The following is a 14,544-nucleotide window of genomic DNA, read 5'->3' on the forward strand; positions in this document are numbered from 1 at the left end:
TTCTGCCTGAATTTCCTCCACACTGTCATTCCTCTTTTTCCCATGATGTCGTTCATCTTTGTGTGCATTTTATCTTTCCGTCAGCAAACCGTCTGTCATCCCAGATAGTTGACCAAATGGCTGAATCCTTTGGTGGCTTTATCATTCCCCTCTGCATCCCCTTCGGTCGGATACGGTTCTTCCATCGCGATCTGTTCCCTTTTGAGCAGGGTCAATTTTTGCGTTTCGTCCGGATAAGGGCGGTACATGCCTTGCGCTTCGTGGGCTTCCATGCCGCCGTAAGGGACTTGTCCCATCATGCGTTGCGGATAGTGCGGTTGTTCATTCAGCAATGTATGAACCACCGTTTCCTTCAAAATGTTTTTGATTTCCTCACTGCGGTAACCGCTTTCCAGTCCTTTGATCCATTGATAAACCGGACCGTCTTCCGGGGTGAACGTGACATTCCGCTGGGTGGGAACGTACTCGCTTCTTTTTTGGATTTGCTCTTTCAGCTGTCTTGCATCACAAATGGATTGCAACGGGAAATAGTTGTTTCTCAGATAAGACTGAATGCAGTATTTGACCAACATCGGGAATTGGCCTTTCGGCAAAATTTCGTACCAATAACGAACCAACCGGTCCTTTTTCCCCAGATATACGCCAACCGTAATGGAAGACATAAATACACCTCCAAAAAATCGTTAAAAAATTTTAAATACCTAGAATTAATATTAATGGTAACAGGTGTTATACAAGAACGTCAACGGGAAGACTTTGTCGAAACATGTTATATATTTTCGAAAACGAAAAAAACATGCTTTGCGCATGTACAAATCATTTAACCCACAATGGTTGGCGTGATAATTTTTCTTCTTAAATTTTTAAACGATCAAAGCATGGTTTTTCAAAATTCGACGGTACATCCGGGAATTGTTCAAAGAACGGAACATTTTAAAGTCCGGCCGGGTGTTGACTTCAAAAATCCAGATCCGCAAATCTTTATCCACCCCCAGATCAATACCCAACTCTTTCAAGCCGGGGAAAGCCGCGTTTAATGTACGGGCCGTCTCTTTGGAAAGCGCTTGGATCTCATTCATTAAATGCATCGTCCGGCCCGGATTGCCCGCCACCTGAAACAGGGCATGTTTTGCTTCCACCGGCAATCCGCCCTTGCAATGGTTGGTGACAATCTTGCCGGGAGCGGCCACTTTGGCGCAAACCCCGGTGATGTGCCAACGATGAAAAGGTTTTTGCAAATGAACCCGCAAATCAAACGGGCGTCCGCTGATTTCCCCCAGGTCGATTCCCTGTTGGATGATGTAGTTTTTTTCGGGGTGCATGCATTGGTTTAAATAATGAAAAAGCTTCCCGATCTCAATCACTTTTTGGCGGTTCAAGGTGCGGATCTCAATTTTCCCCCAACCTCTTTTTAACAACCGGACTGCCCCCGCGCCGCCTCCTCCTTTATCCGGTTTGACAAACAAAGAAGTATGGCGGGTCAGCATCCGGACCAGGTTCCGGGGACTGAAACGTCTTGTTTCCGGAATGTAGGGCCGGATCCGGTGATTTGTCATCAGGACCATGGTCTTTAAACTTTTGCTGGCAACTTGCTGATACGGCAATGGTTTCAATGGCGCTCCCCCCCTTTTTTGTATCCTATTCCAAAGAAAGGCGCCCGGATCAGGAATGAAAAGCCCAATTTCCGTAACACCCGTCTCCGGGAGATTTTTTAAGGTTCCGTGGATTTCCATCTTTTCGTCTGTCTTCTCTGAATTCCGATGTTAAAATAAGACATAAAAACAAATTGTACACATGAAGGCAATTGTGGGACAATGGTTTTAACTTTTTTCTGTTTTGTTCACTGAAACCAGAGAATGACCATAAATTCTCCGATTCCTGAAAACCTTGGGAGGGATGGGCTTGAGCGCCAAAATTTATGTCGTCGAAGATGAAAAACCGATTGCAGACATCATCCAGTTCAATTTGGAAAAAGAAGGATACAGCGTGGAATGCATTCATGATGGCAGTGAAGCCATTCAAAAAGCGTTGTCCTCACCTCCGGATCTCATGCTTTTGGATCTGATGCTGCCGGGTGCCGACGGCATTGAAGTTTGCCGGCAGGTGCGGCAGCGTTACCAATTTCCCATCATTATGCTCACCGCCAAAGATTCGGAATTGGATAAAGTGCTCGGACTGGAAATGGGCGCGGATGATTATGTCACCAAGCCTTTCAGCAACCGGGAACTTTTAGCCCGGATCAAAGCCAATTTGCGGCGGACGCAAACGTTGAAACAGGCAAATGCCGAAGAAGAAAAGAATGGCACATTAAACGTCGGGGACATTTCGATTGACCCCAACAGCTTTGTCGTCACCAAAAAAGGGCAAACCGTGGATTTGACCCATCGGGAATTTGAGTTGCTCCTTTACCTGACCAAACATGTCAATCAGGTTTTGACCCGGGAGCATCTTTTGCAATCCGTGTGGGGATATGATTACTTCGGGGATGTACGCACGGTGGATGTGACAATCCGGCGGTTGCGGGAAAAAATTGAAGATGATCCGGGTGCTCCCAAATATATCATCACGCGCCGCGGGATCGGTTACACGATCCGGGATCCTTATTCGAAACAGTAGCCGGGTGATGGATGTTGAAGAGATGGAAACAACTTGCAAACAGTATCCAGTGGAAACTGGTCGTGATCTATTTGTTGATGATCATCATGGCCATGCAGCTGATCGGGGTCTATTTCTTCCGTCAGCTGGAAAATCATTTTACGAGCAGTTTAAATCAGACCTTGCGCACCCAAGCCGAGGTCTTAAAGAAAATGGGCGTCACGGAAGAATTGGCGAAAGGACAAAATGACGAAGAGCGTTCCAATCACCTGAACACGTTGCTTGGCAAACTGGCTCCGTCATTGAAACAATCCGACATCACCATTCACATCATTGACGAAAACAACTTTATCATCGCTTCGACGGAGCCCAACCAATCCAAACTGAAAAAGCGGCCGTTCACCTACAATCTGCCCCAACAGCCCACGGAAGTGTTGAAACGCACCAACCCGGCCACAAACCAGGATTATCAATTCTACACCGAACGCCTGTCCCATGCCGGCAACTATGTGGGAATGATTTATGTTGAGGCACCTTTAAAACAAACTTACGAAAACATCAAAGACATCAGTGTGATCCTGGTGCAGATCACCATGGTCTCGCTGGTGGTCACTTGCGTTTTGATTGTCATTCTGGCCCGCACCATCACCTCTCCGGTGAAAGAGATCACCGAACAAGCCACTTTGATGGCGGCGGGGGATTTTGACCGGAAAGTGGACGTCCGCAGTCACGACGAGATCGGGCAACTGGCTCATGCCTTCAATCATTTGGCAGCTCATCTCAGAAATGCCCTTGCTGAAAAAGAAGAAGAAAAAGAGAAGCTGGAATCGGTCCTTTCCAACATGAGCGACGGGGTGATCGCTTTTGAAAGCACGGGAAAAGTGATTGTGAAAAACGAGTGTGCGGAAAAACTGCTGGATCGTCCGATTCCGATCGGGGAAAAAATCGACCGCATTCTCCCGCTTGATCAACCCCTGGACAAACCGCTCGCCCAAGAGTGGCAAACTTATTTGGAGATCCGTCAGCAGGATTCGGAAGATCCCGTGATTTTGCGGGCCACGTTCACCCCGGTCAAGCTGAAGGGAGAAAACGTGTACGGCACGGTGACCGTTTTGGGGGACGTCACCGAGCAAAAAAGGCTGGATCAGCAACGAAAAGATTTTGTGGCCAATGTTTCACACGAGCTGAGGACACCCTTGACCACAATCAAAAGTTATTTGGAAGCACTGGAAGACGGAGCGGTGGAGGAGCCCGAACTTGCCCGCCGCTTCTTGAAAGTGTCCCTGCAGGAAGCCGACCGGATGACGCGTCTGATTCAGGATCTGTTGCACCTTTCCCATTTGGATTCCAGAAAGGCGACCTTTAACAAACAGTCCATTTCGTTGGAACCTTTGCTTGAGGAAGTGGCCGACCGTTTCCGTTTTCAATGCGAAGAAAAAAACATTTCTTTCACTTTGTCCGTTCACCCGCCGGTTCCCAACGTCTACGCCGATAGGGACAAACTGAATCAGGTTTTGGACAATCTCGTCTCCAATGCCGTGAAATATACGCCGGACGGGGGATCGGTTGCCCTGGTGCTGCAAACCAACCGCCAAGGAATGGTGGAAGTCGGCGTGGCCGACACGGGGATCGGGATTCCCAAAAAAGACCTGGGAAGAATTTTTGAACGGTTTTATCGCGTGGACAAAGCGCGCTCCCGAAGCATGGGGGGAACGGGATTGGGACTGGCCATCGCCCAAGAGATCGTTCGTCATCACGAAGGCGAAATCGAGATCGACAGTGTTTACCAGAAAGGGACTTTAGTCACCTTTACCTTGCCCCCTGTCACAGGAGGGAAAAACGATGAGTGAAAAATGGGTGGAGCACATCAAAACGGGACTTCTCATTGCCCTGGTCCTCGCCAGCTTCCTTTTGACCGGCTTGTTGTGGTTGAATCAACCCGGGGAAAAGCGGACCTACAATCCGCTCGATGCTTACACCATCAACCCGATTTACGACGAAAAATACAACGACCGGAAAATTTACCAACTGGCTGCTCCCAACCAAATGATCGTCCACCAAAAGGGAGCCCATTTTTGGTTGCTGCCGGAGGAAGCCGATTATGAACAATTATTGAGATCAATGCAATCCATGTCCGTCAGTGACATGGAAAAAATGGGGAAGGTGAGCCCGGACACATGGAAAAACATGTTCACCCGGTTTCCGGGGGTCGAACTATATTTTCCGGATGAGGTTTCCCTGGAGCAGGCCGACCTCTTTTTCCAGGAGTCTTTGTCCCAGCATTATCCCATGTCGTACCTTTCTTCGGTGAGCCGGATCTGGTTCTTTTCCAACCCGGAAAAAAAGCAAAACTTTGTCTGGTTTATTTCCGATCAAGACCAGCAAATCATCCAGGCCAAAACGGACATCGACTTGGAAAACCTGCTTTCAAAGCTGAAACATCCGTCATCCCCGTCTCTTGAGGCGGTGCCTGCAACCGGAAAAGCACCGTGGGATCCGGCCAATCAAGACGAACCTTTTCCGCGGATGTTTTACCTTCCCACCCGGCCGGTCTCTCTGAGCGAAAAAACCTATCAATTGGAAGACATCTCTGCGGATGCGATGATTGACTGGTTATTTAAAGATCCCGATGTTCGCCCGATCCCGATCAATAAAAATGAAGATCTGTACATGTATGACGAACAAATGATGACCGTCAACAAAAACAACCGGTTCATGGTCTACAGCGAAGCCGTGGAAGAATCCCCCGGAGAAATCCAGCCGGTGGAACAACGGTTGTCGGCTGTGAACAACTTTGTGCAACGGCCGCATGGATGGACCGGCAATTATCTGCTCGATCAGGTGGATGACAAAGAGAATGCTTTCAGTGAATTCACCTTCCGTCTTTACATGAACGGCTACCCGGTTTATTGGAAAGACAGGAATTTTATTCACCCGGATGAAATCAAATTGCAAACCAATCCGGTGGAAAATGCCGTCAATGTCAACAAATACGAGCGTTCTCTCTTTTATCTCACAGGAGAACCGCAACAAAAACAGGCAGCCTTGCCGGATAAAGAGACCCTGATCAAACAACTGTCCAAGCATAACCTTTCCCTTTCCAACGTAAAACGGATCCATCCGGGGTATCAGGCTGTCACAACCAACCAACAAGTCCGGTTGACCCCCGTCTGGGTGGTCAAAACCACATCCGGACAGCAAGTATGGATTAGTTCTCCATGATAGGGAGGAACCCAAATGGATTGGAGTCGGGCCAAAAGTATCCTGATCGCCACCTTTTTTATACTCGATCTCTTTCTCGGCTTGCAATTGAGCCAAATGATGCAAACACAATCCAAAATCATCCGCGAAGACCAAATCAACCGCAAACAGATTGATCAGTTGCTGGATCAGGTCCATGTAAACGCCAGGTTGGACCAACTGGAAAAAAAAGATTATCCCGGGCAACTGACGGTGTATAAAGCGATGATTTCCGAATTGGGGAACCCTTGGGTCAAAGAAAAACAAGGAAGCTACATCCAGACCTTTTCCCCGGGGCTTCCGTTTCAAAATGAACAAGATTTAACGCGGATTTTAAATCAACAAATTCCGTTTTTTCAGGACTTCCGTTACTTCAAAGCATTTTCATCGGACAAAAAACGCGTCTATGTTCAAGTGGTGGATCAGATCCCGCTTTTCAATGGAAAAGTGGAAGTCCATTTAAACGGAAAACAAATTGAAGCAATTCGTGTGTTGCATTTTAATCACTTGGAAAAGCTGTCTTCAGTCTCCGCGGTCAATCTGCGCACGGCTTTGTACCGCCTGATCACCAATTGGGAGTTTAACAACAATACAACAATTAATGACGCAAACATCGCTTACCGGTCCAAACTGTACAACAGCGTCAACAACGAACATATCCTGCTTCCCTATTGGTACTTTGAGGTGGGATCGGATTATCTCCTCATTCAGGCAAACAACCGCGGACAAAATGAAGGGGTTGAAAAAATACCAATAAAGCAAGGGAACGAATGAATCATGAAATTCAGTGTACTCGCAAGCGGAAGTACAGGCAATGCCTTGTATATCGAGTCGGAACAAACCAGGATTCTGGTGGATGCCGGAATCAGCGCCAAACAATTGACCCGGCGCCTGCAACAACTGGACGTTGACCCGTCGACCATCCAGGCGATTTTTGTCACCCATGAACACATCGATCATGTGAAAGGCTTGGGCGTGTTGGCACGCCGCCTGCAAATTCCCGTTTATATGAACGAACCGACCTGGCGACATTTGCCGTCCAGTGTGGGCGAAATTCCGGAGCCTTTAAAAAATGTGATGGAAACAGGAGCGTCTTTGGAATTTAAAGATCTGCTCATCGAATCCATCCCGGTATCCCACGATGCGGCCGAACCCGTGGGATACCAGATTCACCACGGCAAGGAAAAGCTGGCAACCGTCACGGATCTGGGTTATGTCAGCTCCCGCATCATCGACTTCTTGCAAGGCGTGGATACCTTGATTTGGGAAAGCAATCACGATGTGGAAATGCTCCGGATGGGTTCTTATCCTTGGAATGTCAAACGGCGCATTTTAAGCGACACCGGCCATTTATCCAACGAAGACGCCGGAGAAGCGTTGGCGGAAATTTTAAAGGGGATGGGGGAAAATGTTTATCTCGCTCATCTGAGCAAAGATAACAATTTGAGTGAACTGGCCCATCTGACCGTAAAAAATATTCTGGAAGAGACCGGACTTAAAACCGGCCGGGATGTCCATTTGTGGACAACCTACGATGATCGTCCCACGCCTTTACGGGAAGTGAAATAAGCGCAACAAAACAGGGCAGCCATTCACCGGCTGCCCTTTTATTCTTCGGTCGGCTTTTGTTCCAGGGGATACAGATCTTTTGCCAATTCCATATCTATTTTCATCGCCATATGAGCAATTTCTTCTTTTTGCAGTAAATCTTTTTCAATCAGCAAATCCATCATCGCGGATAACAGCACACTTTGCTGGTAAAAGCTTAATTTCAATTCTGCCAACTGGCCTGCCAAGTCCAATTTGTCAACCGAATCCAACGAGCCTGAAAATTTTGCCCGTTTGGGTCTGTGTTGATCCATATTCTCAACTCCTAATCTGTCCTGGCATATTTACTTTTTCTATTCATCTCCTCTTTTTTCCTATTTTATATAGTCAAAGTAAGAAAATTGTGACCAGGAAGTGAATGTTCCTAAAGAGCTTTGTGTCATACAAAAAACCCCATCCTCATACCGATGGGGTCAAAGGATCTCCTTAAGGCCGGACGGCATACAACACGCGCTTTCCGGGATGCTCGGTCACCGTCCATATCTGATCGCGCTTTAGCCAGTAATACAAATCTTCCGGTCCGATCCCCGCAACACGGGAAGAAGGTACATTCCCCGGGGTTCCTTTGTACAATTTTCCGTTGCTGGTCTCTCCGGCACTGGTCATCGCATACCAATTGCCGTTTAACGCCAGGGCCCCTTGTGCATGGGCTTTGGGCAGGCGATATGCTTCACTCGCATAAACTTTCCCGTCCTCCGCCGTTTTCAGTTGCCCGGTCGAAGCATCGAGCGGCCATCTTGCCACCCGCCCGTATAATGTACGGTCCTCTTCCGGATTGGGGGGATTGCAATATTCACCGGTAATCAGCGAATCAGGCACGGTGCTGCGATCCAATCCGACAAAACTGAAGCGGGGTGGACCCGAAGGTTCGCAAGTGTCTCCGGTTTGGTCCCCGGAAACCGTCCAGGCACCGACCTGCGGCATCACATACCGGTAACCGTGGCCGTAATAAACCCCGTTTTGCCGCCCGATTAAATCTTTGTTGGAGGTATTGCCGTTTGAACTGGCCCCCAAATCAAACACATACCTCATGTCAAAAACGCGAAACCCTTTTTTCGTATCCACGACATACAAATAGTTGCCATACCAGACGATCCCGCCGGCATGAATTTTCACCGCCCGGTAACTCGGATTTCCATACGAGTTGGTGTAAGGTTCCACCAGCAGGACATGCCGGTATTTTCCCGTATCCGTATCGAGAAAACTGATCCGGACCCCTTTTTGGGAATGGTACCAGCTGACCAAAACCGCCTGTTTGCTTCCCCAATAATCATCGGCTTGGGCATCGCCCGTACCCGTCACCCCTTGCGGATACCATTCGGACGTCTGATTGTCCCCGCTGTTGAAGCACCAGTTGTCCAGAACGCCCGACACTTGGTTCAGTGCCGGGGAACTGCATCCCCGCGTTGCCTCCCGGTTGGCCTCATCCAGCAATTTTTGAATGCCGCTTTTTTGGAGCTCCCCTTCCAGCTTGCTCACCTCACCGGGCAAATTCGTCGCGGTGCGGGTGAGAACAAACGGTTTCGTGCTGACGGGAGCCATCGGTTCCTCTTCGGAAAATGCGGGCGGAACTGGGAACCCGCAAACCAAAACCAGCGAAAGGAGCCACACTGTGACAGCCCGACGGAAAAACCGTTGGTTTTTAATATCCAAACACTCTCCTTCACTTTTGGAATGTTTTTTGATCTTTACAAATCTATTCCATTCATTCCGGTTGTTTTCCTCTTTGATTTTGGCAATTTCCCCGGTACGGGAGGAAACCGGATGTTCCCAGATTTGATTGATCTTTTTCACATGAACTACACACAAGTCCGGTAGAATGAAAACAGAAACACCACGAAGCACAGGAAAATCTTGCAAACTTCCGTTTAAAAAAAAGAACATTTTGGGTATATTAACTTGCAGGAGGGAACGCCATGGGATTTTATGATGAACCCGATGTTCAAAATCCGCCGCCGAAAAAGCAATTTTCCCCGTCGACCATATGGGTTCCGCTCGTTTCGGCCATCATCGGCGGGCTTGTTGCATTGTTCCTGGCTCCTTTTTTGATGGAAAAAGGAATCATTCCTGAGCCTTCCAAACAACAGGAACCTTTATTTGGCGACTCCAAAACAGCCAGTTACCGCGTCAATTCCGAGGTGACGGAAGCCGTCAACAAAGTGGGGCCGGCTGTTGTATCCGTGATTAATTTAAAAACTTCGGGAGATTTCTTCAGTACCGAACAAGTGCAACAAGGAACCGGATCCGGAATCATTTTTAAAAAAGCCAACGGCAAAGCGCTCATTGTGACCAACAACCATGTCATTGAAGGCGGATCCAGCTTTAAAGTCAACATCTCCAGCGAAGACGGCGAGCATCATGAAGTGGATGCCAAACTGCTCGGCAGCGACCAATATACGGATCTTGCCGTTTTGGAGATTGATGATAAATATGTCACCAAAGTGGCCGAGTTCGGCAACTCCGATTCGCTGAAAGCCGGGGAACCCGCCATTGCCATCGGCAATCCGCTGGGACTCGGACGCTCCATCACCGTCGGGGTGATCAGTTCCCCGAAACGGACGATTGAAGTCAGCTCAAACATGGCGACCGATGTCATTCAAACGGATGCCGCCATCAATCCGGGAAACAGCGGCGGCGCTCTGGTCAATGTGGCCGGCCAGGTGATCGGAATCAACACATTGAAAATTTCCGACCAGGGCGTGGAAGGACTGGGATTTGCCATCCCCGTCAATGAAGCCCGCCCGGTCATTGAAAGCTTGGTCAAAGACGGTAAAGTCCAACGCCCTTATTTGGGACTCAGTCTGATCGACCTCTCCAACCTTCCGGTTTATGTCCTTGAGGAATTGAGATTGCCCGGTTCCGTGCGTGAAGGCGTGGCCGTGGCCGAAGTGGTTTCAGGCAGCCCCGCCGATCAGGCCGGACTTCAGCCGCGGGATGTGATCATCGCTTTGGATGGGCAGGAAATCTCAAGCAGTTCGGAGCTTCGGAAGTATCTGTACACGAAAAAAGAGATTCATCAAAAAGTGGACGTCACTTACTACCGAAACGGCGAAAAACAAACCACATCCATTGTCTTGGGGGAAGCCCCGAAATCATTCCAATCATGATGTTAAAATGAAACGGGTGAAATGCTCGTTTCATTTTTCATTTCATCCGACGGTTGAAAGGAGGAAAGGTTTTGGACGGAGAAAAAATCGTCTGGTATGCTTGTGAAGAGCACGCAGAAATCGTCATGGAAGATTTCATCGATACTTACCAAGCCCCGCCGGTCATGGAACCCTGCGACACGCAACAAGCCGGGGCACAATGCAAATGGTGCGGGGAAAAACCGAAATACCAGTTTGAAATTCACACCCAAAAGCAGGAGATCTTATGAAAATTCAAATCATCACAGTGGGAAAGTTGAAAGAAAAATACTTGCAACAAGCTTGCAAAGAATACTTGAAACGATTAACCCCCTATGCCAAAACGGAAATCATTGAAGTGGCGGAAGAAAAAGCGAGCGATCCGGTCCATCCGGCACAAAAAGAGCAAATTTTGGAGAAGGAAGGGCAACGGATCTTGCGCCACTGTCCGCCGGATGCCTTTCTCATCGCACTGGCCATCGAAGGAAAAGCTTTTACATCCACCGAATTCGCCCGGAAACTGGATCAGCTGGCCACATACAGAAAAAGCCATATCGTTTTTTTGATCGGAGGCTCTTACGGCTTATCTCCCAAGGTGCTCAAACAATCGGATTTGTCTCTTTCTTTTTCAAAGATGACTTTTCCCCATCAGCTGATTCGTGTTTTTTTGCTGGAACAAATCTATCGGGCCTTTAAAATCAACCGGGGAGAAGCCTATCATAAATAAACAAAAGATAAATTTAAAGACATATGGAAAGAGGGATGGCATGAAAATCAATCATCTCAATTTAACCGTTCATGATGTGGATGAAACACGAGAGTTTTTAGAAACTTATTTTGAATGAAATGTGTGAATCGGCGCGGAAATCCATTTGCAGTGTTGTTTGATGATGACCAATTTGTCCTCACATTGATGAAAGAAAAAGAGATTCGGCATCCAAAAACGTTTCATATCGGGTTTCCGCCAGGGAAAAAGCGGACCAAATCCATCAACGCTTGAAAAATGACAATTATGAAGTGACTGCTCCCGTTGAATCCCACGGATACACTTTCTATGTAAAAGCGCCGGGCGGGTTAAAATAGAAATCATATCAGAATAAAATACAAGAAAAAACAAAAAGGACATTACACATGTAATGTCCTTAATTGTTCCATATGCCTGTCTTCACAAAGACCCGTCTTTAAGCATAAACCGGACGGACTTGAACTGTTTGATCCCTGCCCGGTCCCACTGAAAAAGTAGTCACCGGAATGCCGGTCAATTGGGACACCCGTTCGATGTAATGCCGGGTTTCCTCCGGCAGTTCATGAATGCTGCGAACGCCGGTGATGTCTTGTTTCCATCCGGGCAATTCTTCGTAGACCGGTTTGCATCTTTCCAGAAGGGACAAATTGGCCGGGTAATTTTCAATCCGTTTGCCGTCCACTTCATAGGCGACACAAATTTTGACCGTATCCAGCCCGGTTAACACATCGAGTGAATTCAAAGACAAGCCCGTGATGCCGCTGACCCGGCGGGCATGCCGGACCACGACGGAGTCAAACCATCCGACCCGTCTCGGCCGGCCGGTGGTGGTTCCGTATTCCCGCCCGATTTCGCGAATTTGGTCACCGATTTCATCATGCAATTCCGTCGGGAAGGGTCCGTCTCCGACCCGCGTCGTGTAAGATTTCGCAACCCCGATGACATGATGGATTTTGGTCGGTCCGACTCCGGACCCGATGCAAACGCCTCCGGCTACCGGATTGGAGGAAGTGACAAACGGGTAAGTTCCTTGGTCGATATCGAGCATGACCCCTTGCGCCCCTTCGAACAATACCCGTTTTCCTTGATCGATCGCATCGTTTAACACCACCGAGGTGTCGGTGACATATTGACGGAGACGTTCGGCGCAGGCCAGATACGACTCATAAATTTCCTCAAATGTAAATCCATCCGTTTGATAAATCTGTTCCAACAAGCGGTTTTTCTCTTCCAAATTTCTTTTCAATTTCTGTTTAAATTGTTCCGGATCCAGCAAATCGCTGATGCGGATTCCCACCCGTGCAGCTTTGTCCATATACGCCGGTCCGATTCCTTTTCCGGTGGTTCCGATTTTTTCGTTCCCTTTCAGTTTCTCGCTCGCCAGATCCAACCGCAGATGATAAGGCATGATCACATGGGCACGGTCAGAGATTCTGAGATTATCGGTCGAAACACCATGTTGGTGTAAATAATCCAGTTCTTCGACAAGCGCCTGGGGATGAATCACCATCCCGTTTCCAAGTACACAGATTTTTTCTTTGTAAAAAATCCCGGAGGGAATCAGGTGCAATTTATAGCGGGTTCCGTTGAACACAATGGTGTGCCCCGCGTTGTTTCCACCTTGATAACGGGCAACGACTTCCGCTTTTTCCGCGAGATAGTCGGTGATCTTCCCTTTTCCTTCATCTCCCCATTGGGTACCTACGACAACCACTGTAGACATCTTATCGTTCCTCCTGAAACGAGGTTTTGCTATCGCTTTAGCACAAGCCCATTTTATCAGTATCCTGTAAAAAGAGTCAAACAAAAATCGAACATTAATAAAGAAAAAATAAATATTATTCGGGAATTGGCGTTCTGTTCATCTCCAAGCTTAAAAACTTGTTATAGTTCTTCAAAAACAAGAGCTCCACTTTTCCGACCGGGCCATTCCGCTGTTTGCCGATGATCAGCTCCGCGATGTTTTGTTTTTCGGATTCCTCGTTGTAGTAATCATCGCGATACAAAAAGGTCACCACATCGGCATCCTGCTCAATCGATCCGGATTCCCGGAGGTCCGATAACATCGGCCTTTTATCCTGGCGTTGTTCCACGGCACGGGATAATTGCGACAAAGCGATCACCGGCACATCAAACTCGCGGGCCAACAACTTCAAGGACCGGGAAATCTCCGAAATTTCCTGTTGGCGGCTGTCTCCGCCACGGCCGGAAATCAGTTGCAGATAGTCGATTACCACAAGCCCCAAACCGTGTTCGGCTTTTAACCGCCGGAGTTTCGCCCGGATATCATACACCGTCACTCCCGGCGTATCATCAATAAAAATCGGTGCTTCGCTCAGCGTGCTCATCGCCATCGTTAGTTTTTCCCAATCTTCCTCATTCAAATTACCGGTCCGAAACGCCTGGGCATCGATATTCCCTTCCGCCGCCAACATCCGGGTCACCAGTTGGGAAGCCGACATCTCCAGGCTGAAAATCGCCACGGTTTTTCCGCTTCGCACCCCCACATTTTGTGCCAGGTTCAGTGCAAATGCCGTTTTTCCCATACTGGGACGCGCCGCCAGAATGATCAGCTCCGAACCTTTCAGCCCGGAAGTCATCCGGTCAAAATCGACAAAACCGGTCGGAATCCCGCTGATCCCGCCCTTGTTGAAATGTAGCGTCTCAATCTGTTCATAGGATTCCATCAAGGCATCGTGGATGGAAACAAAATCCTCCCCACGAACCGTCCGCTGTGAAATCTCCAAAATCTTTCTCTCTGCTTCATTCAAAATTTGAGTCAATTCGGCTTGTCCCGAGTAACCGGATGCGGCAATTTGTGTGGCGGTGCGAATCAACCGCCGCAAAATGGCCTTTTCTTCCACGATTTTGGCGTAATACTCCACATTCGCCGCAGTGGGCACGGCATTGGCCAATTCGTTCAAATAAGGAACGCCGCCGATTTCATCGAGCAGCTTCCGGTCATTCAATTCAGCCGTTAACGTCACCAAGTCAACCGGTTCACCTTTTTCGTCCAGTTCATTCATCACTTGAAACAGTTTTTGATGAGCCTGGCGATAAAAGTCCCCCGGCTTTAATCGCTCATTTACAGTTGTTAACACAGAGGGGTCCAGTAAAACCGCTCCCAACACGGCTTGTTCCGCTTCATGGTTGTGAGGGGGGAGCCGGTCCGCGAAAAGATCACTCATGATACATCCCTCCGATCCATAAAAAAGCACTCCAGATCAGTGG

At 48.3% G+C, this 14,544-nt stretch carries 14 protein-coding genes and 1 pseudogene; 9 read left to right on the top strand and 6 right to left on the bottom strand.

Translation table 11 applies throughout. The features are described 5' to 3' along the window. Positions 1-95 precede the first annotated feature (95 nt). Both H1R82_RS03490 and H1R82_RS03495 read right to left on the bottom strand, forming a co-directional pair. A complete protein-coding gene (locus tag H1R82_RS03490) occupies positions 96-662 on the bottom strand; it encodes a hypothetical protein (protein WP_181731254.1) in 567 nt (188 codons plus the stop codon). Between the two features lie 201 nt (positions 663-863). Continuing rightward, a complete protein-coding gene (locus tag H1R82_RS03495) occupies positions 864-1,613 on the bottom strand; it encodes a YheC/YheD family protein (protein WP_181731253.1) in 750 nt (249 codons plus the stop codon). Between the two features lie 289 nt (positions 1,614-1,902). Here H1R82_RS03495 and yycF point away from each other — a divergent pair, with 289 nt between their 5' ends. From yycF to H1R82_RS03520, 5 genes are all read left to right on the top strand, one after another. Next, positions 1,903-2,616 (top strand): response regulator YycF, encoded by a 714-nt coding sequence (gene yycF / locus H1R82_RS03500; RefSeq protein WP_232333916.1) that lies wholly within the window; start codon positions 1,903-1,905, stop codon positions 2,614-2,616. Positions 2,617-3,188: 572 nt separating this feature from the next. Beyond that, a complete protein-coding gene (locus H1R82_RS03505) occupies positions 3,189-4,445 on the top strand; it encodes an ATP-binding protein (protein WP_374189108.1) in 1,257 nt (418 codons plus the stop codon). Continuing rightward, entirely contained in the window at positions 4,438-5,817 is a 1,380-nt protein-coding gene (locus H1R82_RS03510; RefSeq protein ID WP_181731250.1) for a YycH family regulatory protein, read from the top strand. Before H1R82_RS03505 ends, H1R82_RS03510 begins: the two co-directional genes overlap by 8 nt. Positions 5,818-5,832: 15 nt before the next feature. Next, the gene (gene yycI / locus H1R82_RS03515) at positions 5,833-6,609 is read left to right on the top strand and encodes a two-component system regulatory protein YycI (protein ID WP_181731249.1); all 777 of its coding nucleotides are present in this window, start codon (positions 5,833-5,835) and stop codon (positions 6,607-6,609) included. Positions 6,610-6,612: 3 nt separating this feature from the next. After that, complete coding sequence (locus H1R82_RS03520) at positions 6,613-7,404, top strand: MBL fold metallo-hydrolase (RefSeq protein ID WP_181731248.1); 792 nt, start codon at positions 6,613-6,615, stop codon at positions 7,402-7,404. A gap of 38 nt (positions 7,405-7,442) precedes the next feature. Here the strand turns inward: H1R82_RS03520 and H1R82_RS03525 are convergent, their stop codons facing one another. Together H1R82_RS03525 and H1R82_RS03530 are read right to left on the bottom strand one after the other, a co-directional pair. Then, complete coding sequence (locus tag H1R82_RS03525) at positions 7,443-7,697, bottom strand: hypothetical protein (protein WP_181731247.1); 255 nt, start codon at positions 7,695-7,697, stop codon at positions 7,443-7,445. Positions 7,698-7,869: 172 nt separating this feature from the next. Further along, positions 7,870-9,237, bottom strand: coding sequence for a hypothetical protein (locus tag H1R82_RS03530; protein WP_181731246.1), 1,368 nt, complete (start codon positions 9,235-9,237; stop codon positions 7,870-7,872). 122 nt (positions 9,238-9,359) lie between these two features. On the opposite strand from H1R82_RS03530, the gene H1R82_RS03535 reads away from it, so the two are divergent. The 4 genes and pseudogenes from H1R82_RS03535 to H1R82_RS03550 all read left to right on the top strand — a co-directional run bounded on the left by H1R82_RS03535 (position 9,360) and on the right by H1R82_RS03550 (position 11,651). After that, entirely contained in the window at positions 9,360-10,550 is a 1,191-nt protein-coding gene (locus H1R82_RS03535) for a S1C family serine protease (protein ID WP_181731245.1), read from the top strand. A gap of 71 nt (positions 10,551-10,621) precedes the next feature. Beyond that, positions 10,622-10,819, top strand: coding sequence for a CxxH/CxxC protein (locus tag H1R82_RS03540; protein ID WP_181731244.1), 198 nt, complete (start codon positions 10,622-10,624; stop codon positions 10,817-10,819). Continuing rightward, positions 10,816-11,295: a 23S rRNA (pseudouridine(1915)-N(3))-methyltransferase RlmH gene (gene rlmH / locus H1R82_RS03545; protein ID WP_181731243.1), complete on the top strand. Its 480-nt coding sequence runs from the start codon at positions 10,816-10,818 to the stop codon at positions 11,293-11,295. Before H1R82_RS03540 ends, rlmH begins: the two co-directional genes overlap by 4 nt. A gap of 40 nt (positions 11,296-11,335) precedes the next feature. Beyond that, a pseudogene (locus H1R82_RS03550) lies at positions 11,336-11,651 on the top strand (VOC family protein). A 98-nt stretch (positions 11,652-11,749) separates the two neighbouring features. Here H1R82_RS03550 and H1R82_RS03555 read toward each other — a convergent pair. Both H1R82_RS03555 and dnaB read right to left on the bottom strand, forming a co-directional pair. Continuing rightward, a complete protein-coding gene (locus H1R82_RS03555) occupies positions 11,750-13,036 on the bottom strand; it encodes an adenylosuccinate synthase (RefSeq protein WP_181731242.1) in 1,287 nt (428 codons plus the stop codon). Positions 13,037-13,151: 115 nt separating this feature from the next. Further along, a complete protein-coding gene (dnaB, locus tag H1R82_RS03560; protein WP_181731241.1) occupies positions 13,152-14,501 on the bottom strand; it encodes a replicative DNA helicase in 1,350 nt (449 codons plus the stop codon). Positions 14,502-14,544 lie beyond the last annotated feature (43 nt).

It is taken from the genome of Thermoactinomyces intermedius, from assembly GCF_013912365.1.
In the GTDB taxonomy this organism is placed as follows: domain Bacteria; phylum Bacillota; class Bacilli; order Thermoactinomycetales; family Thermoactinomycetaceae; genus Thermoactinomyces; species Thermoactinomyces intermedius.